Source organism: Spirosoma sp. 209, assembly GCF_002006735.1.
Classification (GTDB): Bacteria; Bacteroidota; Bacteroidia; order Cytophagales; family Spirosomataceae; genus Spirosoma; species Spirosoma sordidisoli.
This window is the reverse complement of the sequence record NZ_MVEC01000004.1, coordinates 88,119-114,267: the sequence shown is the minus strand read 5'-3', so window position 1 is coordinate 114,267 and position 26,149 is coordinate 88,119. Positions and strand designations below refer to the sequence as shown.

Annotated in this window: 15 protein-coding genes; 3 read left to right on the top strand and 12 right to left on the bottom strand. The window is 57.0% G+C overall.

Going from position 1 to position 26,149, the window contains the following annotated elements; genetic code table 11:
- Positions 1-89: 89 nt before the first annotated feature.
- The 11 genes from B1C80_RS08270 to B1C80_RS08220 all read right to left on the bottom strand — a co-directional run bounded on the left by B1C80_RS08270 (position 90) and on the right by B1C80_RS08220 (position 18,038).
- Entirely contained in the window at positions 90-1,526 is a 1,437-nt protein-coding gene (locus B1C80_RS08270; protein WP_077920611.1) for an MOP flippase family protein, read from the bottom strand.
- Positions 1,527-1,559: 33 nt separating this feature from the next.
- The gene (locus tag B1C80_RS08265) at positions 1,560-2,432 is read right to left on the bottom strand and encodes an alpha-1,2-fucosyltransferase (protein WP_077920610.1); all 873 of its coding nucleotides are present in this window, start codon (positions 2,430-2,432) and stop codon (positions 1,560-1,562) included.
- Positions 2,433-2,495: 63 nt separating this feature from the next.
- Positions 2,496-3,980 carry an O-antigen ligase gene (locus tag B1C80_RS08260; RefSeq protein ID WP_077920609.1) on the bottom strand — a complete coding sequence of 495 codons (1,485 nt, stop codon included), beginning with the start codon at positions 3,978-3,980 and terminating at the stop codon, positions 2,496-2,498.
- 28 nt (positions 3,981-4,008) lie between these two features.
- The gene (locus B1C80_RS08255) at positions 4,009-6,222 is read right to left on the bottom strand and encodes a hypothetical protein (RefSeq protein WP_077920608.1); all 2,214 of its coding nucleotides are present in this window, start codon (positions 6,220-6,222) and stop codon (positions 4,009-4,011) included.
- Between the two features lie 3 nt (positions 6,223-6,225).
- On the bottom strand, positions 6,226-6,978 hold the full coding sequence (locus B1C80_RS08250; protein ID WP_077920607.1) for a TolC family protein: 753 nt from the start codon (positions 6,976-6,978) through the stop codon (positions 6,226-6,228).
- Positions 6,979-7,138: 160 nt separating this feature from the next.
- Positions 7,139-8,374, bottom strand: coding sequence for a glycosyltransferase (locus tag B1C80_RS08245; protein ID WP_077920606.1), 1,236 nt, complete (start codon positions 8,372-8,374; stop codon positions 7,139-7,141).
- A 9-nt stretch (positions 8,375-8,383) separates the two neighbouring features.
- Positions 8,384-9,388 carry a hypothetical protein gene (locus B1C80_RS08240; RefSeq protein WP_236648684.1) on the bottom strand — a complete coding sequence of 335 codons (1,005 nt, stop codon included), beginning with the start codon at positions 9,386-9,388 and terminating at the stop codon, positions 8,384-8,386.
- A gap of 264 nt (positions 9,389-9,652) precedes the next feature.
- Positions 9,653-12,019, bottom strand: a complete 2,367-nt coding sequence (locus B1C80_RS08235) for a right-handed parallel beta-helix repeat-containing protein (RefSeq protein ID WP_077920605.1) — start codon at positions 12,017-12,019, stop codon at positions 9,653-9,655.
- Between the two features lie 566 nt (positions 12,020-12,585).
- A complete protein-coding gene (locus tag B1C80_RS08230) occupies positions 12,586-13,569 on the bottom strand; it encodes a ThuA domain-containing protein (protein WP_077920604.1) in 984 nt (327 codons plus the stop codon).
- A gap of 120 nt (positions 13,570-13,689) precedes the next feature.
- Positions 13,690-14,694: a YpdA family putative bacillithiol disulfide reductase gene (locus tag B1C80_RS08225; RefSeq protein ID WP_077920603.1), complete on the bottom strand. Its 1,005-nt coding sequence runs from the start codon at positions 14,692-14,694 to the stop codon at positions 13,690-13,692.
- 122 nt (positions 14,695-14,816) lie between these two features.
- The gene (locus tag B1C80_RS08220) at positions 14,817-18,038 is read right to left on the bottom strand and encodes an SdrD B-like domain-containing protein (RefSeq protein WP_236648683.1); all 3,222 of its coding nucleotides are present in this window, start codon (positions 18,036-18,038) and stop codon (positions 14,817-14,819) included.
- 273 nt (positions 18,039-18,311) lie between these two features.
- Here B1C80_RS08220 and priA point away from each other — a divergent pair, with 273 nt between their 5' ends.
- A complete protein-coding gene (gene priA, locus B1C80_RS08215; RefSeq protein ID WP_077920601.1) occupies positions 18,312-20,837 on the top strand; it encodes a primosomal protein N' in 2,526 nt (841 codons plus the stop codon).
- A gap of 538 nt (positions 20,838-21,375) precedes the next feature.
- On the opposite strand, the gene B1C80_RS08210 is transcribed toward priA, so the two are convergent.
- Complete coding sequence (locus B1C80_RS08210) at positions 21,376-23,829, bottom strand: outer membrane beta-barrel protein (protein WP_077920600.1); 2,454 nt, start codon at positions 23,827-23,829, stop codon at positions 21,376-21,378.
- Between the two features lie 307 nt (positions 23,830-24,136).
- On the opposite strand from B1C80_RS08210, the gene B1C80_RS08205 reads away from it, so the two are divergent.
- Both B1C80_RS08205 and B1C80_RS08200 read left to right on the top strand, forming a co-directional pair.
- Complete coding sequence (locus tag B1C80_RS08205) at positions 24,137-25,201, top strand: sensor histidine kinase (protein WP_077920599.1); 1,065 nt, start codon at positions 24,137-24,139, stop codon at positions 25,199-25,201.
- A 30-nt stretch (positions 25,202-25,231) separates the two neighbouring features.
- Positions 25,232-25,966: a LytTR family DNA-binding domain-containing protein gene (locus tag B1C80_RS08200; RefSeq protein ID WP_077920598.1), complete on the top strand. Its 735-nt coding sequence runs from the start codon at positions 25,232-25,234 to the stop codon at positions 25,964-25,966.
- Positions 25,967-26,149: the final 183 nt, after the last annotated feature.

Genomic DNA, 26,149 nt, shown 5'->3' with positions numbered 1-26,149 from the left:
GGATTGGAATCGACTATATCAGGCGATAACGAGCCGTATCTACTCATCGACCGGCCGCCGATGGCCCCTGCCCTGCCGTCTGGTCCGGGTTAAAGTGCCTTGCGCAGGGCCATGATTTCGGGGAACGACAGCTTGTACAGAAGCGTCAGGCCGCCGTATACCGCCCCGCCGATGGCAATCTGCATAGCCGCATTCACCGGCCCCGTATTGCCTATAAAGGTTTTGTAAAGCAGAATCAGGCAGACCATCGCCAGGCAAAAGGTGACGGGCAGCCGGATATTGGCGAAGAACGGTTTGTAGAACGAGCCGATGAGCCGGTGGGCAATCAGGAAGCTGAATACGTAATTGATGAACGTAGCCAGCAAAAACGCCAGCGCAATACCCGTTACGCCCCAGTACGAGCCCAGCCCATACAACAGCGGCACTTTGATCAGCAGGGTAACCAGGTTCAGATAGAACAGGATCTTGGGTTTTCCTTTGATAAAAACCAGGATGAACAGCGGATGGCTCATGCTCGAAAAAAAGCTCAGGAACACGAAAATACGCACCAGGTCGACGGAGCTTTCCCAGCCGGGGCCGTACAGGATCGGAATAACGATATCGGCGGTGATGAACAGCCCCGCCAGCAGCGGCATGTTGCAGTAGCTGATGATGTCGAGAATTTTCAGGTACGACCGCTTCAGCTCCTCGTTGTTCTCTTTCATACGCGCCAGCAGCGGGTGCGCGATCTGCAGAATAATCGGGTTGAGCTTGGTAACCGGATAAATAGCCAGCTGGTAGGCAATGGTGTAATACCCCAGGATTTTAACCCCGAGCAAACCACCGATCACGATATTGTCGGAGTTGAACTGAATGAAGCCCAGCAGACCATCCCCAATGTTGTACATACCGTATACCAGATGCTCGCGGGCCGACTTCAGGTTCATGTACAGCAGCGGCCTGAAAAACCGGAAGCCCTGCTGAACCTGAATGGCCGATTTGGTGAGCTGCATCGATAGCTGGCCGTAAATCAACGACAGCTCCTCATACTCCTGATAGGCCAGAAAGACGGTGACGGACGTGCCTACTACGGTACCAATGATATCGGTGAGGGCCACCGACTTAAACTTCAGCTCCTTCTGGAGAATGAACGAATAAATCTGGCCGACATAAACGATCAGAAAATAGCAGGACGACAGCTGAATCACCTTCTCCAGGCGGGGCTCTTTGTAATAGGCGATAATCAGGGGCGAGCTGAAGTAAATCACCACGAACATGAGCGCGCCCAGCGACACATTCAGCAGGTAAAGCGTCGAGAGCACCTTCCGGTCACTCTCCTGCCGCGAAATGATGGAGTTGGAAAAGCCTACGTTGGTGAATATGGTAAAGAAATTGACGATCATGGTGCTGATGCTCACAATCCCGAACGCAGACGGGTCGAGCAGCCGCGCCAGAACGGCAATCTGCGCAAACTGACATACCGTAGCGATAACCGTGGCGCTGGTTATCCACTTCCCTCCGTTGATGGCTTTATTGACCGTACTCATAGAAACAAATGATAAAACTGGTGTGGCAACAGATCAGAGCTTTACCCAGCTCTCGGGCACCAGATCTTTGGTGTTCCAGTCGGGCTTATTCCGGTACCATACCCGGGGCGCAATGACCGTTTTTTCGGTGTTGTTGTTGAGCCAGGCCCCCCACCAGCTGTAGGAGCTATTGGCGATGATGTTATGCCGGCATAAGCTCATCAGCTCCAGATCATATATGTCGCTGTCGGCGCCTTTGTTGGCGACGAAGTACGGGTCGGGAATGAACTGCATGTTTTCTTTCACCCAGTCGGTATCGTCGCTGAAGACAAAAAACGTGCAGTCGCCATGGGCCGCTTTCATCTGCTCGATCGCGTTTCTGTAGTAGTCGATCCCGATAAACCCGAACGACTGGCTGAACTCGGGATGGTGTACGTAATCGCCCCGCCTGATGTGTACCGATACCGGCAGGTTGCTGGCCAGCACGGCCTGTTTCTGACGCAGAAAATCGGGGCATGTCGCTTCTTTGAAGACCAGGTCCTGGCGCAGCGTGGCGGCTACATCCCGAAAGTATTTCTCCGACTGCCAGTAGCCCTGCAAAATGGTACAGCCCGCCCGTTTACGCAGCACCGACTCATCGAAATGATGCTGCTTTTCCCGGATCCAGCTCACCACCGGCGGCAGGCTCCGGTTGGGTAGTAGTTTGGTGCTTTTGGCCAGGTAGATGCTCGTTTTCCGGGCAATGGTTTTGTAGTGAATATGAAAATGGTCGAGCTTGAACTGACGCGCCGTATTGTTCGGGTTTTTCATATCGTAAAACCCAAGATCGAAGTAAAGCGGGGTGTTATTTTTCAGGGACAGATGCCGGGCCAGCGCGTACTGGAAAAGCTGATTGCCCAGGCCGCTCGTTATTTTTGAAATAATCATAGTCGGTACAAGTTTTCGATCGGATCAGGTTTTGGTACAAGACATTGTCAGGCTGGCTGCGGGCTACGTGACAGCGGGTTGAGCCGGCGCAGCGGCTGCGGTCGCTTCTTTATCGAGCACCGGGGCTACCAGCAGCAGTACCATGGTCAGGTACACGACCAGGTTGGTAGGAAACTGCCCCAGCAGCTGGTTCCCGTACGAAGCGCCGACTATGCCCACGTAGCCGCACAGTAGCGCTTCCATCGTTGATCGCAGGCGCGGGTCTTTCAGCCGACGGATGTTGATCAGCGCCAGTACGATCATGAGCAGCACCGGAATCAGGTAGATAACGAGGCCCACCACGCCGGTTTCGAGCCAGATACGAACATACCAGCTATCGATGCCCAGCTCGGTCAGCGCGCCCGTAACGCCGTATTTAGCGCCGGTAGCGGTCATGCCCAGCCCTACACCGAAGGGTTTGTTCTGCATGATTATCTTGAAGGTCTTCTGGTTGTTGAGCCGCACCTGAAGCGACGGGTCGTTGGGGTCGAGCGAGCTGCGCATCCGCTGAATCTGGTAATTGCTCTGCCCCACCCGGGTGAACTTCAGCAGTCCGTAGGCGCCTACCAGCAGCAACCCACCGGCTACCAGCAGCGGCACGTTGCCTTTCAGCAGCAGATACACCGAAAACCCCATGCCCAGCACGAGTACAGGGCCACGGCTTCCGGATACTGCAAACCCCCAGAAATACACCATGGCAAGTATGAACAGCCCGATTTTGCGCGACCATTTCGGCTCGTTCAGGCCTCGGATCAGGGTAAACACCGTGATATGGGCCATGACCGCCCCGAACTGTCCCGCATCGGACACAAAGGAGAAGCTGCGGAGCTGGCCCTGCAGCAGGTGGGTCGTATAGCCGAACGTTTCGAGCCACACCTTATCGGCCCCTACCAGCCCGATGTACTGCTGCTCGAACGACCAGATGGCCAGCACGAACGAGCAGCCCGACCAGATGCGGATAATCCGGTTCAGATCGGCCATCCGCGATATGGTGACCACCCCCACGATCAGCACCTGCAGCCAGTAAAACGAAAAGCCGCGCACACTGTAGAACCAGGCTTCGGCACTGCGCGACTCGGGGTTGACCAGCTGCAGAATCGTATAGATCAGCCACATCAGCACCGCATACGTCATTGGGTTGTGCAGCCGGGCCGTATCGGCTTTACGCCCCGTAAACAGAATCCCCAGCAGCGAGATGGTCAGCAGCCCGTCGACCGTTAGCCCGAACGGAACCGCCACCGGCGACCACCGGCTGACCCCGCCCAGAAAGAAGCCGAAGTAAAAACTGGAGATCAGCCCCAGTTTTGGCTGCCGGAAACAACAGATGACGTAATAGAGGGCCGGCGGACCGGCTACCATGGCCAGCGCCAGCGGCACCCCGCCTTTGGCCACCACCTTGCCCAGCCCCGCCCCCAGCAGCAGCAACGCCAGCAGCGAACTCAGGCTACGCAGCGCAGGCCGGGTATCGAGGTAGCGGGCTCGGGAGTTTGTGTTCTGGAGGGGTAGCATGACGGGTAAAGCGCTGAATCGGGGCGGGTCAGCTCCGTTTGACGACGGCCTGTTCGGCCGCTTTATCGCGAACCTTTTTTTCTTTCTTCCGGGCCAGTTCGCGTTTGCGTTTGGCCAGCGGCCCCATCAGCGTTTCGAGCCGGTCGGGTTCAACGTCGTTCAGCACCGCTACCACGGGGCTGTAGGCCGCCCGCCGGTACAGCGTAGCCAGCTCCTGATCGGCCTGGCTCCAGGACGTGCGGGCGCTCACCACCAGCACCGACATGTCGCACTGCCCGATCAGCTGTACGGGCATCGGCGTGTTGAGCAGGGCGGGCAGCTCCAGAAAAATATAGTCGTAATCGGACAGGGTCTGCTCGGGGGTCGACTCCATGAACTCGGCCAGCCGGTCAACATCGGCCAGGTTGGTCAGCTGCGGATACGCGATCAGTTTGGCCTGCGACGTAGCCGGATTAAGCAGCTCGTCGACCCGCAGGTAGGCCACCCGCTTCCCCGATTCGGCAAAGAGGTCGCTGATGCGGCTGCCCACCCACGTTTTCCCCTGCTGGGGGCGGGTGCTGAAGATCAGAATCAGGTGATACGAATGCCGGGCCAGTCCGGCCTCCTGAATATCGACCAGAATACGGCTGCGCAACTGTTCCAGCATGCTATGTTCGGCAAAGTCGAGGTCGTATTTCTCCAGCCGGGGCAAACGCAGAGGCAACGCAGCCGCCAGCGGGATGCTGGTCAGCGGCTCTACCCGCTCGGGCGACGCAATCGACTTGTTGAGCATCACCTGCCCCAGGGCTATCGACAGAATCAGGACAAACCCACCCAGCCCGGCGGCAATGATCAGCATACGCCGACTCGATGGCAAGGGCTTCATGGGCAGCGAGGGCGCATCCAGCACCGTCATGGCCCCGCTCATCTCCAGATCTTTCTGCCGCAGCCGGGCCTGGTTCAGGCTGTGCAGCGCATCGAAATACTCGCGTTCGGCCAGGCTGATTTCGCGCTGAAACCGCCCGATGGCCGAGCCTTGCGGAGCCATAACATCGTAGACCTGATCAAACTCCTTGATTCGGTCCTGCATGGTTTTGAGCCGAACGGTAGCACCCCGATTTTCGAGGGTGTTGTCGAGGTATTTGCCCATCAGTTCCTGTTGCGGCACCGACTCGAGCGTATGGGTACTGTCGTAATACCGGGCTACCATACCTTTCAGCTCGTCGGACACCCGGTTGGTGGTGGCCCGCAGCTTGTCGATGGCTTCTTTCGAGTAGCCGTACACCATGGCGTTGGAGAGCTGGGTCTGGGCCTTGTCCAGCTCGGCCCGTTTGTCGTTCAGGGCTTTGTTGGTGACCAGTACCGAGCCCAGGTTGGTAATGCGCTGGTTGAGGGTGCCGAGGGCGGCATTGGCCGTTTCGAGGTTGCGCTTTTCCTGGTAATACTCCGTAGTGATGCCTTCCTTGGCCGCTGCCGTGTACTTCGACTGCTCGCCGTAGTTGATGATTTTGTTGTCGATGCTGTACTTGGTAAGCCGGTCTTCGGCCGCTTTCAGGTTGCGGAGGGCAGTCTGGGTCTGGTCTTCAAAGTAGCCCACTACGCTGCCGGTCTCGGAGGTTTTGAACGAGGTATAGCGTCGCTTGAAACTCCCGATCAGGTACAGCAGCGTTTGCTGGCAAATGGCCGGATCGGTGCCTTTACAGGACAGGTCGAGCATGTCGCTGTTGCCTTTGCGGCTGCTGGTAATCCGGCCCATTATCGACTCAACCGCGTAGGGCGTTCCGGACTGGTAGAGCAACGACTTGACCGTATTTCCTTCGGGTTGCTTCAGCATGGCCTGCAGCCGCTCGTAGGTCGCTTCCTCGTTGCCCGGCACGATGGCCTTTTTCAGACTGGGCGTCATCAGGGCTTTCAGCGCCTTGAACGAGTTGGCCCCGAGCTGATCGGGCCGGGGCTGCCGCAAAACCAGGTGATGAGCCAGCAGGTGCAGCCCCACGTCCGACAACGTCTCGCGCGACTTGATGGTCGTCATGAGGTTGTCGAAGGCGTTGTTGACGGCCGTATTGTCGATCCGGTCGCTTTCGGAGCTGGTGATCGAATAGCCCGACGCGATACCCGTATAGACCGTAGCCGTAGAGGTGAACTCCAGCGGCATATCGCGCGTGAAGTAGGCCACGGAAGCCGTCAGCACCGCCGGAAACAGCAATAACCAGAGGAGCCATCGCTTAACGACCTGCACAATGGTGGCCATCGTCAGTGCCATAGCTTATCGTGCTTTTAGTTGACCCATATCGACGCCAACCAGGGCGCTCAATTCATACAGGTTGTTCATCAGATTACCCCGCGCAATTTCCGTCTTGATGTGCGTTTCGGTATAGCGGGTGCTGGCGCCGGCGTAATCGTCTACGTTCAGCCGCCCTTTGCGCCACTCGATCTCGGCCGTCTGGTACGCAATCAGCGATTTCTGCTCCAGTTCGATGTAAGCATTCACAATCTTCTGGTTGGTCAGCATAGTCTGGTACAGCTGACTGATTTCCCGGCGCAGGCCCAGCTTGATGCCATCCTGCTTGGCCACCGCCGATCGGTAGGCGGCCTGTTCCTGCCGGCTCCGGGCCCGGTAGCCAAGCAGGGCCCCTAACGAGATACCGGCCTGCACGCCCGCCCGGTATCCGTTCGACACCTGAATATTTTCGGCGGTGGCCGCGTTGCCGCCGGTAGCCAGCAGCGACTGGTTGCCGGTCGAGTAGCCCCCCGATACGCTGACTCCGCTCAGTAACGACGACCTGACCAGCCGGTTGGCCTCTACCTGTACGTCGAGCAGGGCTTTCTGCTCGCGGATGACCGGCGAGTTTTGCAGGGCCAGCTGATACAACTGTTCGAGCGGCAGCAGCTGATCGACCAGATCTTTGTCCAGATCAAACTGCAGGCTATCCGTAGTAGTAGCCGCAGCATAGACCCTCGGGCACGGTACCAGGCCCAGAGTCATCGTCAGCAAACAGACAACGAGAAGCAATTTCATTAGTAACGGTTCGTACAATTACTTTGCCAAAAGTAGGCCATTTAGTAGTTATATAGATTCCAAAGTTAACTAACAGTTTAAATATATAGCACATACGCTATCTTTTACGAACTACATACCTAACTACTATTCAATAAGTATATATACTTAGTTTAGTTGCCTACCTCATAGCGGGCTGACCCGACACGGCATCAGCCTGCGTTTCGGCTGCCGATGACCGGGTAAGTACCTCGTCGATGATGGCCGAAAACTGCTGCCCCCGGTGCTGCCAGGAGTTGGACCGGGCCATCTCGATCCGCTTCAAACGAACGTCGGGCTTTTCATCCAACAGGCTTTCCTGAAGCGCGTCGATAAAGGCATCGGCCGTTGGGGCTACCTGTATCAGCCCATCAAACTGGCTCAGATCGGTAAAATCCGTAGCCACAACCGGGATGCCGGTGGCGAGGTATTCATTCAGTTTCATGGGGTAAATGGCCCGGGTCTGCTCATTCCTGACAAACGGAATCAGGCCCACGTCCATCTGCCGGACCCAGGTCGGTAAATCGGCAGGCGGCTGGGGCCCCGGTGCCTGTACGTTTTCGAACTGACGCAGCCAGGCCGCCAGCGCCGGGTCGGGCATACGACCAACCAGCAGGAACTGAACATGGGGAAAATGGGTGAAGCAGCGCTCCAGCAGCGACCAGTCGATCCGGTTGTCGAGCGCACCGATGTAGCCAATGGTTTTTACGGTTCTACTGGTTGGGCGCAGCACGTCGGGCTGGTAAAACTGATCGAAATCGACCCCGTTTTCGACCAGAAACGTACGGGGCTGGTACGCCCGTTTGGCAACCGCCAGCGCAGCCGAGGTAGTAACGACCGCATCGACCCGGCGCAGAAACTGCTTCTCAAGCCGTTCGCCATGCTGCCGGCTCCAGGCTTCGGCCCGGATGTCGTCGTAGCAGTAGTAGATCAGCGCCCGTTCGTTCAGCAAACCAGCCATAGCCACACCCAGCGACGGATGAAAGGCATTGATAACCAGCGGCCTGCCGAAGCCCAGCCGATCGAGCGCCCGCCGGATACAGCGGGCCTGACGCCGGGCATTCCAGTTCAGGAGGGCGGTATAAAGAGCACCGGGCGGCAGCCGGTTGATGGGTAACGTCCAGGGGAGCGTCAGTACGTGCAGCGTTCCGCCGGTAGCCGGTGTCCGGGTTGTCAGGCGGTCGGTCAGGCCCAGTACGGCCCGCAACGGTATCCTGGCCCGGCCCAGCAGGTGCTTGACCACATCATTGATGGTAAACGCGTAATTGACAAACAGCAGCCGGTGGTCTTTGGCCAGTTCGTTCATCAGCTGCACCGTCGACTTGTTATAATCGCCCGGCCAGCTGACCAGACCTACGCACACGATGTCTGTTTTCATAGGCCGGGGTTAGCTGACCAGGGCGGTCGCCGAAGCAGGCTGCCCAGCCCCGGCGAAGTGTGACTGCACATACTGCTTCACCTCCTCGTCGGTTTTGGCGTGCAGGATGGTAGCGCCCGACAGTTGCGGATACAGCGTCTGGTAGCAGTTGAAGTGATGCTCGGGTCCTTGCTTGGACAGGATCAGGTTGATGCCGCCAAAGTAGCTGGCCAGCACCGACGTGCCGCCATGGGTGGAGATGAACCGCTCGGCGTTGGCGTAAAGCTGGAGCTGAAAATGGTTGTAGTTACGGGCGTTGCCGCGGTTGGCCTGAAACAGGTCTTCCATCAGCAGCACCTCCGGATGTTCGCGCCGGAGCCAGTCGAACTCCCCCAGATCGTGAAAATCGCTGTTGTCCATCACGATCTGCGCCAGTTTCGGCCGGTTGTAGATAATGGTATACCGATCTTTCAGCGACCTGATAATGAAGTCAATGACCTCTACGCTGAGAAAACTGACCGGCGGCCCGTCCCACTCCTGGTTATAGCGGTTGGCAATGATCAGAATCGGTTTCTCGTAGACGTATACGTCGTTCCGGTAGATTTCTTTCAGCGGTACGGGCGTCCACTTGCTCATGTCATAATCGTGGCTGTACAGGGTGCGGGGCAGGTCGTAGTTGTAGTTTCCCTCGGTCGTACGCCGGTCAAACGTGGCCGTATGCTCGGGCGAGAAGTAGTAAAACTCACCCATGAATTTAGTGGACTGCGTGGCTTTCAATGTGCCGTTTTTATAGTGCCAGTACGCATGGGGCAGCGCAAACTGCAGGTCCGGCCCAAACTCCCCATCGAACCCAATCACCTTGTAGGGCTTGCGCCGGATAAAGTCGGCAACGACGTACTTGAACTGTACCAGTTTGCAGAGATAGGTATTCCGGTAATAGTAACGATAGCCCGGCGGCACGCCCGCATGGCGAATACGTACGTACAGACTCACCAGTTTACTGGCTATCCTGAAAAGCAGTGAAGGGGGAGTCATAAGGGTTCGTTCAGTAACGCTGACGCTCAGGCACGACCGGCCTGACGATAACAGCGGCTTTTTCTAGTTAGAAATTACTATAAACGGGCTAACAACTATCTGTAAACCTCGACGGGCAGGTAAATTTAAAAAAATCTGTTTATTCTAAATACTAAGTTAATAATATTTCGTTTTAGCAACTTAAGGAAGTAGCCCGGTAGCCGCATAGTCCGGGGCCTGCCGCTGACTACGGAGTTCGGCCTAAACGAGCAGTAAATGAGTAGTTTATAATTTAACGACCCGGCCCCGAATCAGGCGGTCGCCGGCCTGAACCTGGTAGGTGTACGTACCGGCGGGCCAGGTAGCGGTCGACAGGGTAACCGTATCCTGCTGACCGGGCATTGCGGTCTGGTTCATAAGCTGACCCTGAACCGAATAAACCGCTACCCGGCTGATCAGATCCCCCGTTCGCAGCTGAATGGTTAGTTTATCCACGCAGGGCAACGGATACGCCAGCACCCCCTCCGGCGCTGAATCGGGCAACAGCGGCCGGTCGTAGTCGGCACCTGCCCGGGCTCCGTTGCCCCCCGCCAGTATGAATTCATAGGCGCCTATGTCGTAGGCATGGCCAGCCGGCCGGGGCTGGTCGTTCCGATCCGCTACGACGCCCCATTGGGCTGCGTGGGTACCGGCGTTGATCAGCGGAGAACCGGCTATCAACAGAAAATTGTCGCTGGCCGCGTCGGCATAGCCCGCCGTTCCGTACGATACCGCCGTAAAATTGGTCATTACCGAGGCCGTAGCACCCTGCGCAAAGGTGATCGCCCGCCCCTGGCTACCCCAGTTCGTGATGGCGTTGTTGGCAATGGTGTTGATGTTGTCCTGGTTGTAGAGCCGGATGCCGTCGCGTACGCAGCCGCTGATGGTATTGTTAACAATCTGCACGATCGTACCTGGCAGCGACCCGGGCCGCTCGTCGCAAAAGATGCCATCGCCCCCTACCTGGCTGATCACGTTGTTGAAAACGCGGTTGTTACCCAGATGCCCCACCACAATGATGCCCATGCCCGCTACCCGCCGAATGGTATTGCTGTAGCAGTCGCCCCCGGCTCCTCCGCCAATCTGGATGCCGTTGTTTTGTCCGTAGGCAAACGGCGAAATACCGGTATCGGTCAGCTCGTTATGGTGAATCTTCGCGTCGGGCGCGCAGCTGTACTGCAGCCCTTCGGCGCCGGTGCGTTCAATCCGGTTGTGATGAATATCGAGTCCGTAGATCAGGTGCGGGTAAACCTGCTTCTGCACCCCGCTACAGGAAATGGTCATGCCGGTGCCGAAAAACGAGTTACCGGCGTAGATCCCTTCGCCTTTGGTGTCGTGGATGTAGTTATCGTGTACGTTGACATTGTACATCGTAAAGTTAGCCTGCCACGTCAGGGAGTCGCAGCTGGGGTCGGTTTTGATCGACATACCGGCAAACCCCGACTGGGCCACTTCGAGGTGGTCTACCTCACAGTCGGAGCTCATGCCCCCAATGCCCAGAGCCGCTGCCGCCGTAGCGCTGGCCAGGCTGATGCCATACGCATGGGCCGGATCACCACTGCCGCTCAGCACAAAATACCGACTGCCCGAGAACTGGAGACAGCTCGCGTTGGAGGTCGAACTGAACGACACCGGCCCACCGCAGTTCACGAAACGAATTGGCTGGGCGGAGGTACCTACAAAATTGGTGAAGGTGGTGTTCATGTAGGCGCCTGCCGCCAGGCAAACCGTTTTCCCCGGCGCTACCCGCAGCAGGTGGTTGTTGTACGACCCGGCTCTGGTAACGGTATAGTCGCAGCCGCAGGCCGATGAGCCTCCTGCCTGCCAGCCCGCCGGCACAGCGCCCAGATTGGTGTATAGAATACTGTTGTTATAGATAGAAGCTCCCGGCGCGTTGTTGACCGTCATGGCGGCCCCGCCAGTGTATTCGATTCGGTTGTTGTAAACCTCCAGGCCTTCGATCTGAACCGGGTACACCCGTTTCTGCACGCCGTTGCAGGTAATCAGCACCCCGTTGGTAGCCGACTGCCCACTACCCAGAAACATGGCCGTACCGGGGGTATCATGGATGTAGTTGTCGTGAATCTTTACCGTTCTGACGGTATAGTTGGGCTGGTAAGTCATGGAGTCGCAGCCGGGGTCGAGCTTCATAAAAAAGCCGGCATACCCCGAGCCAGCCACTTCTACCCGCTCCACTTCGTAATTGGTGCTGGTACCGCTCACTCCCACTGCCGATGCGCCACTTCTGACCTTGTTGGCCAGGAACCCGTACTGAACCGCCGGATCGCCGGAGCCGCTCACGATGAAGTAGCTGCTGTTGCTGAACCCCAGCGCTTCTCCCCCCGTCTCTATTCCCGTTCTGACCTGCCCGCCACAGTTTACGAAACGAATGGGCTGGGCGGCTGTTCCTTTAAAATTGCGGAAGCTCAGGCCGGTGTACTGCCCCGCCTGCACGCAGACGGTCTGGCCCGGCTGCACGTTCAGTACATTGTTATCGTAAGCACCCGACTGCGTAATGGTAACGGCACACTGACACCCTCCGCCCGACTGTGTAAATCCCCACTGCGGTACCAGAACACCTAAACAAATCAGCAGATAGCGGTACAGCATCATCTTAAGTTGAGTATAGTTAAGCGGGAAAGATAGCCTTTCTACAGCATCTGCTCAGAAAGGCCAGCTCCCGGCATCAGCTCAATCGGCAGGCTCATTTGGTAGCATCTACGACGGACCACAAATGGCAGATTGGGTGACTGATGGACAGATTCAGATCACGATATTATGAATTTTAATTGTTTTTTAAGAAGGGATTATTTACTTATTATATTTTTTTGTTTATGGATGGGCTATTTGCATGAACGAGTGACTATCGAAATTGTTGGGCAATTTTTATTTACGACTTTTAATCACCAATGACTTATATCAGGCCATACGCATTACATATTCACAATTTCAGTAACATATTTTAATTTACTTTTCGGTACGTGAAAACAGCGGTTTGCGAGGAGCTGCGCCTGAAAAGACCCCGGTCAATTACCGGTACCTCACCCCCCATAAAGCAACCAGCCGCCATCAACGATCGTTAATGGCGGCTGGTCTTGACAGGCAAACCGGATAATATGACAGAAGCAGGCGGCCCGGCCAGGCGGGATGAATGCTACCCACGGACAGTACGCTTAAACCTACTCAACAAACGGGCGCTGGCTGGTAGCTTTCTCCGTTGGGAAATCGGGCGGGATCGGAATGTCTACTTTACCCGTGGCGGCCCACTGCGCCCCGCGCTGCAGACAGGTAATAAAGCCAACACATTCGATCGAATAGTCGACGTGGCCCAGGGGCGTGTGAAAAATGCGGCCTTTTCCGTATTCAATGGTCATCAGCATGGGTTCGTGCCGGTCGGTACCGCGGTTATCTTTGGGCGAGAAAGCCGTAGCGAGTACCGTCATTTTTTCGGCGGGGCCACGCAGCCGGTCATACATCTCATCTTTCGTGTGCATCCAGTTCAGCGGCATTCCTTTGGTGATCGGATGCCGGGTATCCCGAACCGTTATCATAAATTCCTTCTGCGCACCGTGCGAACCGGCGCGGCCCGCCTGACTGTCTTTGACCAGTTTTCCGTTCTGGTCGTAATAAACGTAGGGACCATCTTTCTCGGTCCGGTCGCCCCAGCCGCCCAGGCCGATCATTTTGTTGTAAGCGGGCCAGAGCGGAAACGAGTTATCGGCCGCATGGATGACGACCAGCCCGCCCCCGTTATTCATGAATTTCTCGAAATCGGCCTGCGTCTCGTCTGACCAGGGGGCCGCGTTCCAGCCAAAGTTGCAGACAACCAGGTCGTACTTTGAAAAGTCGGGATGGAAGCTGGAATCGGCTTTGGGCTTCGCCAGGGCCTGGGTGCTTCTGACCCCGTCTACCTTGTATTTGTCGATCAGATCGGCACCGTTCCAGGTAAAATACGTGCGCTTCACATCGACCGAAAACTTACCCGTTTCTTCCAGGTAGCGTTTCATCATGAACGTAATCTTGGGCCACTGCTCGTGGTTGTTCTGCCCGTCTACGATCAGGGTTCTGATGACCTTTTGGTTGCCCGTTTTTTTCGATTGCGCCAGGGCGTCAGCCGGGAAGAAGGCAATGAGCAGCAGCAGGAGCGTGCAAAGTGATTTCATGAAAGGTTGTCTGTGTGTTGGCTCTCGACCAGAAAGCCGCGCCGGACCTGAATCCTACTTTCCTGCCACGGTATATCGACGCTCTGCCTACCTTCTGCCCCGAAATAGTCCTGCTTCAGCCTAGATACGCTGAATCAGCTCCGCCACCTTATGTACTTCGCGGCCCATAATGTGGTCGATGATCGCCTGAGCATGTTCGCGCCCATTCTCGATAAAGACTTTTTCGGTATAAATGCCCGCCAGTACCGTACCGCAGACGTACAGGCCCGGTACGTTGGTTTCGAAGGTTTCCTGGTTGAAGACAGGCACCTGCGTAACCGGGTCGAGGTCGATGCTGCACCGGCGGAGCAGATCGGCATCGGGAATGTAGCCCGTCAGCACAAACACAAAATCGGCCGGGATCTGCGTTTCATCGCCGGTTTTCAGGTTGTTCACCGTCACGCTCTTCTCATCGATCTGGGTAACAACGGAGTCGAAAACGGTTTTGATTTTTCCTTCCCGAACGCGGTTTTTAACATCGGGAACCAGCCAGTACTTCACCGTACTCCTGAAATCCTCGCCCCGGTGTACGACCGTTACGTTCACGTCATGTCGATACAGTTCGAGCGCAGCCTCAACGGCGGAGTTCGACGCGCCAATAATGACTACGTTCGTAAACGAATACTTGAAGGGCTCGTCGTAATAGTGCGACACCTGGGGCAGGGTTTCGCCGGGGATGTTTAGCCAGCGGGGGCGGGTGAAATAGCCCGTGGCCATGATCACCTTACGCGCCTGGTACTGATCGCCGGTGGTGGTAGACACGGTAAACAGGTCGTCCTGTTTCTGTACGTCCCAAACCTCCTGAAACAGTTTGGTATTCAGCTTGTAATACGCAGCCGCTTTCCGGTAGTACTGCAGGGCTTCGTCGCGGCCTGCTTTGACACCCGAGATCGGAAAGGGCAGACCGCCAATTTCGATATTTTCGGCTGTTGAGAAGAAGCGCATCCGGCGCGGATACTGGCGGATCGACTCGGTGAGGCTACCCATTTCCAGAATCAGATGGCTCAGTCCCGATTTAGCGGCTTCGATACCGGCAGCCAGGCCGCAGGGCCCTCCGCCCACAATAATGACGTCGTAGTGTTGCATATTCAGACAATTGGCAGGTAATCGTCAGCAAATGGTCTGCCCTGCCCTCTGGGTATGCAACATAGAAAAACCCCTCAAAGGTTGCGTTCCTGAGGGGTTTTCCATACGATTTACGGGTCTGTTTATCGAATCCGGGTAGCCCGGATCGGAACGCAGATGGGTTCGGGACAGCCCAGCTCAACCACCTCGACACTGGCCGAGATAGAACAGCCGCTGGCCGCAGTAGCCTTCACCGTATACACACCGGGTTGGGTTACCTCGTTAACAAAAGCAGTTGACGTATAAGAATCCGGTCCTGTCCACGAAACCGAAGCGCCGGGTGCGCTGGCCGAGATGGTTGCCAGACAGGTGGGACAGGTGGGAGCCGTAACCGTGGCCGTAAGCGAAGGAACGGACGTATCGGCCGTAACGGTAGCGGTGGCCGTACTGACCGAAGCCGGGCAGCTACCGTCGCCAACCGTAAGCGTATACATACCAGGCTGGTCCGTAGTCGGATTGGGCGCGGTACTGCTGAAACCACCCGGTCCGGCCCAGACAAAGGTAGCACTGGTAGCGGGCGTATCATCGCCGTACAATGCCTCGCCCATCAGCGTTACGGCCGTGGTCGAACAGCTGAGGGTAGCGCCCGTAGCGCGGGCTTTCAGCGCCGGCAATACATTGACGATTGTTTCTCCCGACTGTCGGCAGGCCGGGTCTTCGGGCGTAGGAAATATAATGGCGTAGATGTACTGCGTCTGGGGCGTGGCGGTGTTGTTGGTTATGTTAATGAGGGGCGTATACAGCACCGCCCGCTTGATGGAGTCGGCCGTGGCCGAGGCCGACAGGGCGGTCGTCGAGATACCCGGCCCGGCCGTAGCCGACACCGTTCCCAGTACTGTTCCTCCGCTATACATGGCCGTACCCGACTGCGGGCTCGTAAACAGCACGAACCGCACCTGGTCTACCTGGCTCAGGTGTAATCCATAGGCCGCTACCGAATCGACCGGTGTTCCTGAACAGACGGTAATCGCTTCTTTCTCCGGCGCCAGCATCGGGCAGGAAAACATCGACAGGTCGAAGGTAAAATTATTCTGCCCCGCGTCGCCGGTCGTTACGGCAATCACGGCCGACGATCCGGTTGTGAGCGCGTCGGAATCGCGCTGATCGGTATCCGGGTTGCCGTCGGTCCGGTTCAGGGGCGAGATCGCGTACGACCGCTGCACTGCGGCACTTTGCCGCCCACCCCGGGCTGCCAGCCGCCCGCCAGCCACGCTGATCGGCCGGGCGCCTTTGAGGGTAATGTCCAGCAGGGGCAGTTGCGAGAGGTCCATACGAACTTCGTAGCGGTGATTAAACTGGATACCGGCAGGCACCGTCCGGTTATTGAAGTAATACTGACCGCCGTCGCGCGTGGTCTGGGAGGCAATTTCCAGCCCCCCGTTTTCCATATCATGCAGCGTCAGCACGATCCCATCGACCCCGGGTTCGTAGGCATCCTGAATTCCATCGCGGTTATCGTCGAACCAGACCCGGTTACCGATCTCGACCGGTGCCGGATCGCACAGGGGTTTGCTATCGCCCAAGCCCGACGCTTTACCAAACAGGCCCGGTACCTGGGCGTACAATACGTAGTTGCGGTTAACCTGCCCGGTCGTGTTGTTGAATACTTTCAGCCCCCCCGCCTTGAAAACGCCTTCGATTGGGTCAAAGGCCGAAGTAACCACTTCGTTATATCCCGGAATCAGGCTCAGGGCGCCATTGGTCACTTCGGCATGAGCTACGTTGCCGAAGAAAATCCAGTTGTCGAGTCCGTAAAACTCCCCACCCGTATTGCTGGCATCGACGGGGCCTTCGTTATTGGCTACTCCGCTGCCTGTTCGGTTGCCGGCTTTCCCATTTTTTTCCAGCTCGTAGGTTCCGTTATTGTTGTAGGCCCGAAGAATATCGCCACCCGTAAAGCCATCGTAAAAGCCGTTGCCGTTGGGATCGTGGTTCTGAACGCCCCCCAGCATACCAAACCGATCCAGAAAACCCAGGATCATTGACCCATCGTCATCAAACTCGATGTCGGTTATCATGGGTTGCGGGTGCATGACGAAATACGGATTGGTACCAGCTCCGCAGGGCGTTGGCCAGGCACTTGTCCAGGGCAGCCACCGATCATACCGTGCACAGGAGTTCTGCGGGTTGAGCGGATCGGTGGTGAGGTCGGCCGGTCCGCGCCGGAAGTCGAGCGGAAAGGCCAGTACCGATTCAAACGTAGGGTTGGCCACCGAAGGGTCCATGCGGTATATCGTCACGTTCAGATCGTTTTGCTGCTGCGACGTTTCGGCCGAACACACAACGCCGATATACAGCTTGCCCCGGTACATCTTTACGGCCCAGGGTCGGTAGTCGCCATTTGAACAGCCCGGGTCGGGAATGGTCCATGATTTTACATCGGCGGCCGTAGGCACCCGGGCTGGCACGCCCAGGGAGAGCCCATACAGCTTCCGATCGTTGAGGTTGACGAAATACAGTGTCTTGTCATCTTCTGACATATCCATGCCGCCAAAACTGCGTTTGCCAACATCGGTCATCGGTCCGGGATCGGCGTTAGGCAGTAGCTTGTTTCCCGACAGACCGCTATGCGAATCGCTTCCTACGTCGATACCGATCGTACTGACATCCAGAAAGCTACCCGTGGTGGAGGATGTAATATCGGTCACGTAAATACCACCCGGCCCCAGCGGACCGTATGAGGTGTGTCGCTTTAGAACGGCTGCCGAGAACAGTTTTTTACTGCGTCGCTGATAGGCCAGTCCCCAGGTGGCGCCAATCTCGCCGGCCGATGCCAGATGAGTGGGGTAAAAATTAGTGGGCGAAGCGACACCACTGGCCGTGTAGGCAACCGATACCAGCGCATCGACCCGGGCCGTTTGTTCATCCGGCGGTATACCGTCTGTGAGGTTCGAGTTGCCGTTTACGTAGCAGGGGGTTGCCAGCTTCACATCGGTACCCTGGCAAAAATCGGACGGGTAGTTCAGGCCAATGTTGATGGCGGTTGCCGATGCGCCCGCTGTTATGAACTGCACCCGGGTTCCACTGCCACTACCGTAGGGACCTTCATAATCGCCGGTCGGTAAGTTGCCGAACTCGATCCGCACCGGCGTACCGGCGGGTAGCTGCGCCGAACTGAAACTAAATCGACCGTCGGCGTTAGTGGTTGTCGTGAGAGCTGTTCGGCTCAGGCCGGCAAACGCCTGTACCGATACATCACGAACGCCCACTTCGATAGGTAAGGTGTCGGAACGGACTCCGTTCAGGTCAAAGTCGCGGTATACAACCCCGCTGACCTGGGCCTGCGCGCTGAGCGTACAAAGCATAAGCAGCAGGAATAAACCGAGCCATCTACTAAGGATACAGTACGAGTAATTTTGTTTCATGCGAAGAGGCTGTTAAGTGGATGCAATTGGCAAAAAAGATGGTTGACCGGAGTTAACTTATCGGATCGCGGTATAGCAACGGTACCGGCACCCGACAGGCTACTTACTCTCTTGTCAGTCAACGGCAGGATAAGCACCCGCTTAGTAGACAAAATCCTTGCCATCCGCAGCCGCTTTTCTCCGTATCTTTACAGAACGTACTCTTCAAAAAAGGTGGAAAATCAAGCCAATACGTTATTTACTTCTTTTGATGCGGACGAGGTAACCTTTTTTGCCGACCTGATTTTACCCATTCCGGTCCCAAAATTGTTTACCTATCGGATACCGCGTGGAATGGCCGATCTGGTCAAAATTGGTGCCAGAGTAATTGTTCCGTTTGGCAAGAAAAACAGCCGCGTTTTGACGGCTATCGTGGCCCGTTTACACAACTCTCCGCCCGCAAACTATCAGGCCCGATATGTTACCGAACTCCTTGATGAGTACCCTTTAGTTAACAGCTACCAGCTGGAGCTTTTTCGCTGGATGGCCGAGTATTACATGTGCTGCGTGGGCGAAGTGATGAACGTTGCGCTGCCATCCGGACTGAAAATCTCGAGTCAGTCGAAGGTCCAGTTCAACCCCGATTTCGACTACCCGGAACTGCTGACCGAGCACGAGGAGATTCTGCTGACCGAGCTCAAAAAGCAACCTGCCCTCACCTACGACGAACTGAGTCGGCTGGCGGGCGAAGGCGTCAACATAGCCGCGCTGATCAAATCGCTGGTCGGCAAGAAAGCGGTCATTGTTTTCGAAGAGATCCGGGAGAAGTACGTACCGAAGATGATCCGGAAGATTCGCCTGCACCCCAATTACGAAGAACGGGAACAGCTGCTGGTACTACTGCAGCGGCTCGAAAAGCTTCCCAAACAGCAGGAAGTGGTCATGCGTTACCTGCGCCACGTACCGGTGCAGCATAACCCGGCCCTCAACCAGAAAGGACTCGATAAAACGATTCTCAATCAGGATGACGAGCTGTCGCAGTCGTCACTCCAGACCCTGGTCAAGAACGCCGTTTTCGAAACCTTCGAGGTTATTCAGCCCCGGTTTGCCGACACCAGTGCCCCGCAGGGCGAAATACGGCTGACCGAACACCAGCAGCGGGCGGCCGAGCAGATCATGACCCGGTTCGATCAGCAGAACATCGTGCTGTTTCATGGCATCACGGGCAGCGGTAAAACCGAAGTCTATATCCATCTGATTCAGCAGGCACTGGCGGGTGGGTCTCAGGTGCTGTACCTGCTGCCCGAAATTGCACTGACGACCCAGATTGTGGTCCGGCTGCAGCGGGTCTTCGGCGACAAGATGGGCATTTATCACTCCAAATTCTCGGACAACGAACGGGTCGAGGTTTGGAAAGGGGTGGTTTCGGGTCAGTATCAGTTCGTGGTGGGCGTACGGTCGGCGGTGTTTCTGCCGTTCGACAACCTGGGTCTGGTCATCGTGGATGAAGAGCACGAAACCAGCTATAAACAACATGACCCCGCGCCCCGCTACCACGCCCGCGATGTAGCGCTGATGATGGCCCATTGGCAGCAGGCCAAGGTCCTGCTCGGCTCAGCCACGCCCTCGCTCGAAACGTATTACCAGGCCAAACAGGGACGCTACGGGCTGGTTGAGCTGCATCATCGGTTCGGCGACGCCACCCTGCCCACTATTCTGCTGATCGATACCAAACAGGAAAAGCGGCAGAAGACTATGAAGAACGAGTTTTCGTCGGCCCTGCTCGATGCGCTGGAGATGAACCTGGAGCGGAAAGAGCAGAGTATCCTGTTTCAGAACCGGCGTGGCTACTCGCCCTACATGCAGTGCGAAGACTGCGACTGGACGGCCGAGTGCCCCAACTGCGCCGTTAGCCTGACCTACCACCAGCGCGATGCCGAGCTGCGCTGCCATTACTGCGGTCATAAGGAAGCGGTGCCGCGCCTGTGCCCGACCTGCGGTTCTACCAAAGTCAAAACCATCGGCTTCGGTACCGAAAAGCTCGAAGACCAGTTGCAGGTTTATTTCCCGAGTTCGCGGGTACTGCGGATGGACCTCGACACAACCCGCGCCAAAGACGCCTACGGCCAGATCATCCGCGAGTTTGAAAGTGGCAGCGTCGATATGCTGGTCGGCACCCAGATGATTACCAAAGGACTGGACTTCGACAACGTCAGTCTGGTCGGTATCTTCGACGCTGACCGGCTCATCCACTTCCCCGACTTTCGCGCTACGGAACGGTCGTTTCAGATGCTTACCCAGGTAAGCGGCCGCGCCGGCCGACGCGCTGGCCGGCAGGGTACGGTCCTGATTCAGACGGCTAACCCGCACCAGAGCATCCTGCAAAAGATCATCCAGAATGATTACAAAGGCTTGTATGAGGAAGAGATTCAGGAGCGGCAGGATTTCAACTACCCGCCCTTCTCGCGGCTTATCAAGCTAACCGTACGCCATCCCGACAAAGCCATTAGCCAGCAGGCCGCCGAACGCCTGTGCGCCGAACTGACCGATGCGCTCGGCAGCACGCGGGTACTGGGTCCGGAGCAACCCCTGGTCGAGCGCATCCGCAATCAGTTTCTCTTCGACATTCTGATCAAGATCGAACGGGAGAAAGTCAACATCAAAGCCGTAAAGGCCTATATCCAGGACCGAATCAACGACATCCTGACCGACAAAGGTCTCCGCCAGGTCAGCATCGTCATCGACGTCGACTGCCTGTAATTCCGGATTGGTGCGGTCGCTCCGATTTTTTTCTGGCTTTCAGGCCGGGGCAAATGAATGCCTATACCCGTTTCCCCGGCCTGAAGGCCAGGGCCATTCATGAACCTAACACATGGGGCCATTTCCGCAACCGGACGATCCATGACTAGCCCCGGTTTTTAAACCGGGGATTTGGTTAATCATTCCCGTTTCCCCGGCCTGAAGGCCCGGGCTAGCCATGTACTCAACACACGGGAAAACTTCCCCAACCGGACGATTCATGAATAGCCCCGGTTTTTAAACCGGGGATTATTCAAACCCTCATTCCCGTTTCCCCGGCCTGAAGGCCCGGGCTATTCATGAATCTAACACATGGGGTCATTTCCGCAATCGGACGATCCATGAATTGCCCCGGTTTTTAAACCGGGGATTATTCAAACCGCCTATTCCCCGGCCTGAAGGCCAGGGCTAGCCATGGACCCAACACCCAGGGACACCTCCTCAACCGGACGATCCATGAATTGCCCCGGTTTTTAAACCGGGGATTATTCAAACCCCATCACCCCCCGATCCGGCCCTTCTCAGCCTCCAGACCGGTTTCGCGCTGGCGGGCGGCTTTGAGCTGTTTGCTGCCGAAATTGTACGTAAAATTGAGCCGGATCTGACGACTCTCCCACCCGCCACTAGCGTCCATGTAGAGACCGCCAAACTGACTGATACCGCGCCAGCGCTGGCTGTTGAACGGGTCCGATAGGGTCAGCACCACCGATCCCCGGTCGGCCAGCACCTTACGCTGTAAGCCAACGGTGCTTCCCCAGAAATGCCGGTTTTGAAAGGTGCCGCCCCAAATAGAAGGCGAGGTATAATAGCCGGACACCTCCAGCCGCAACTGGCCGGGTAGCGTCAGCGTGTGCTGCGCATACAGACTCAGCACGTGAGCCGTCAGCCCAATGCGCTTCCCGTCGCCGAAATTAGCTTCGTTGGCCGACCGATAAGCGCTTACGTTCATAAACACACTCCACCACCGGGCCACGTTGAACGGATAGCTCACATCGACCGACAGCACGCGCTGGCTGGCCAGGTTGCGCGTGGTGATGTAGTTGCGGGGCCGACCGTCGGCGCTGCGAGCGCTGGTATCGGTAATCTCGGTGAAGAAATCCTGCGTGTCGCTGTAACTGAGGGAGGTTGTCAGTTTGTATTTGTAGGTACGCGACAACCGAAGGGTATTGGTATACTGTGGCCGCAAAAAAGCGTTGCCCTTCTGGTACGTCAGTTCATCGAGCTTCGACTCAAAGGGGTTCAGACTCTGGTAGCTCGGCCGGTCGATCCGGCGGCTGAAGGTGACCGAGAAGGTGCTGTTCGGTGTAGCCTTGTAGGTAATACCCGAACTCGGAAACGCATTCAGGTATCGGCGGGTCACCATAGCATCGGCCTGACTGACGGCGCTGGTCAACCGACCATCCGACTCCGTCTGTTCGACCCGAAGGCCAAACTGCCCCTGCCATTTACCACGGCTTTTCTCGAACGACGCGTAGGCCGCGTAGATGGATTCGGTGTAAACGAAGCGATTTGTTCGATCAGGATTCAGAACATCCTGACCGTTCTGAACGTCGAAAAAGTCGAAGTCGTTGCCGGTTCGTACCGACGAGAGTTTGAAACCCGCGCTCAGCCGACCACCCCAGAACCGCTGCCCATAATCTGCTTTCAGCGTTCGCAGGCTTATATCGGTCAGGGTATTCATGCGGTAATTGCGTTCAAACAGCAGCTCGTTCGTTACCGGGTCGATGTAGCGGTTGGGCTGGTAGGCGTCGCCGGTCGAGCGGAACCGGCCCAGATCGGCATCAACGCTCAGCTCATGCCCCGAGGTGTCGGCGTAGCGGTAGTTCAGGTTGGCGTTACCATTGGCACGGTTGCTCAGGTTCCGGTTATCGGCAATGAGCAGCTGGTCCGGAACCCCTACCGCTGCGGTCACGAACCCGATGGGTGTGCGACCCAGTGTACTGGAGCTACCATCGCGCAGCATGCCGTCCAGCAACAGACCCAGCGTACTGTACCGGCTCACGAACCAATCGGCCCCCAGCCGCGCATTATGCCCCGCCGACGTTGACCGGGTTTCGCTTTTCTGGTCGAAAAACTGCCCGCTCTGTTCGCGATAGAGGTTGATAAACGACCAGTCACGGGCCTGCCGCAAGCTGTAGCTGGCAAACAGATTGGTCTTTTTGACGCGGCTGTTCACCGACACGGAACCGTTGTATTTCGGGTAATAAGCGCCCTGCGCGAAGCCAAGCGTAGCACTCCCATTCGTACCCGCATCCGGACTGCCCGCCCGGTTTCTTTTGAGCCGGATGTTGATAATGCCGGCATTGCCCTGCGCATCGAACCGGGCCGACGGCTGGGTGATAATCTCGATGGCGTCGATGTCGGTAGCCTGTAACGTCCGGAGGTAAGCCGCCAGGTCGGCCGGTCCGAGGGGCGAAGGTTTGCCGTCGATGAAGATGCGAACACCATTCTTGCCTTGCAGCACGATATTATCGTTTGGATCGATCTGTACTCCCGGCGCTTTCTGCAGCAGCTCAATCGCCGAACTCCCCGCCGAGGTGATGCTGCTCCCAACGTTCAGCACCAGCTTGTCGGGCTGCACGTCCAGCAAAGGCTTCGTGGCGGTTACCTTCACCTCGTTCAGCGATCGGGCGGCTTCGGCCAGTACGACGGCTCCCATCGAGCCAGCCTGTCCGTCAACGACCACCACCGGCCCCGAGGTCCAGGACGCGTAGCCAACTCCCGTCAGCCCCACGCGGTAGGTACCGGCCCGTATTCCGGGAAAAACATACACACCGTTTTCGTCGGCCACGGCGGCTTTTACCAGCACCGAGTCGGTGGCCTGCCGAAGGGTAGCCGTAGCGAACGGGATTCCCCGCTGCGAAGCGGTAACAGCCGTGCCGCTCAGCGACGCCGTCTGGGCAAATGAGGGAGCTGACAGGATCAGCAAACATAGAATGAACAGGTTTTTCATAGCTTTGGCGAATTGGATAGGTCAAAGCTAGACACCCGTTCCAGGGCCTGCCAGCCCCAATCGGTGAGCCGACAAATACGTCGCCGAACGGTAGCCCATTCCATTCAGCGACGTATTTGTCAACTCGTCGGAAAAAGACGCCGGTCATCTATGAATCCGTATAGCTTTGTAAACGATGGGTATCCGTACTCACCACGGACTACTCACGCGGCAGCCACACCATCCGGTCAGGTGGTCCGTGCGGACACGGACCACGGTGAGATAACGCCACGCGGAAACGAAAATAATTGTACAAACCAGGCTAACTATGAACTGGAACCGGATTGCGTTTTGGGGCATTACGTACCGCCAGCTGACGCTGATCGTGGGGTTGTACATCGTATCGGCGCTGCTCTACGACGGTGCGTTATCGATCAGCCAGCGGGCCTGGTCGAAAAGCCCCCTGTTCATTGACTTTCTCAATGAGGTTCCGAGGGCCCTGCTCGACTACAGCACGAAGCTGCTCGTTACGGCACCGGTCTGGTATCTGCTGTTCATCCGCCTGCGCCACCTCACCCTAACCCGCCGGATTATGCTGCACGTCATCCTGCTGCCCTTGTACCTGCTGGTCTGGCAGTTTGTGTACTACGCCATATCAGATGCACTGAAAATCGGGCGGCTGCGGGGTACCGGGCAAGTCTGGGATACGTATATCGGGGCGCTGTTCTACCTGGTGCAGTTCGGCATTTTTCACGCCTACGACTACTACCGGGATCTGCAACAGCAACGGCTCCGCGAAGTGCAGCTGCGCGAACTGGCGCTAAAAAGTGAACTGGCGGCTCTGAAAGCCCAGCTCAACCCCCATTTCCTGTACAACGTGTTCAACACCATCAGCGCATCGGTCCCCCCCGCTCAGGAACGCACCCGCGAGCTGCTGGCCGAACTGGCCGATCTGTTTCGCTATCAGCTACAGGCCTCCAAAGCCGATGTGGTCACCGTGCGCGAAGAAATCGCCTTCGTCAAGAAATACCTCGACCTGGAAAAGGCCCGCTTCGGCGACCGGCTCCGCGTCTCGTTCGATGTGGCCGATAACGTACTCGACAACACCATGCCGCCCATGCTCCTGCAACCGCTGGTCGAAAATTCGGTGAAGCACGGTATTGCGTCGCTCATCGAAGGGGGCGATATTCACGTGGGTATTCACCGGCAGAACGGACACCTGCACGTAGCCATCTCCGACACGGGCGTCGGCATGAACGGCTCCAGCACCACCGGTCACGGCCTGGGGCTGGCCAACACCCGGCTTCGACTCGATAAAATGTACGGCAGCCAGCTGACCGTGGGCAACAGCCAGCCCCGGGGCGTCACCGTCAAATTCACCATACCAGCTTAACGCAACCTGACCGGTTCTGCCGGCCCGCCTATGCAGAAAGTTATCATCATCGACGACGAAGCCGCCGGGCGTACCCTGATCCGGCAGTACCTCGACGCTTACCCCGCCCTGATCGTGGTCGGCGAAGCCAACAACGGCGTCGATGCCGTACGGCTCATCAACGAGTATAAACCCGACCTGATTTTTCTGGATGTGCAGATGCCGGGCCTGACGGGCTTCGACGTTCTCAAACACATCGACGAGATTCCGCAGATTATTTTCTCGACCGCCTACGACCAGTACGCCCTCCAGGCCTTCGAGGTTCATGCCGTCGATTACCTACTCAAGCCCTACACCCGCGACCGGTTCTCCCAGGCCATCCAGCGCGTGACCGACTCGCGGATGGGTAACCTCCAGAAAATTCAGCCCCTGGCCGAGAGTCTCCTCAGTACCGCCACAACCTATCCCGAGAAAATTCTGGTCCAGACCGGCAACCGGCTCGTTACGGTCGCCGTGGCCGATATTCTGCGGATCGAAGCCGAAGGCGATTACGCCACGCTGGTTACCGCTACGGGCCGCCACCTCAGCAACTACGGCATCAGCGCGCTCGAAAGTAAACTCAACCCCAGCCATTTTCTGCGGGTCCACCGGTCAGATATCATCAATCTGCACGTTGTCCGCGAAATCCAGAAATACCCATCCAGCTACGATGTCACCCTGCAGAACGGCGATGTGGTGCGCGTGAGCCGGTCGTATATGGACAAAATCCGGGAGCTGACCTTTTAGGCGCGTACCCCATTCCGGCCCGATTCCGGTTTGCGCGATCGAGCCCGGATACACCGGCACCCTGACGACCGGGAGCCAGTTGAGCCGCTGTTCGGCTGCGTCAGCGGGGGCAAACCGGGTCGGGAGCCCGTCGGCTTCTTTGTAAATTTTCCGCGAACACAACTGTATATCTTTGTGTCCGGT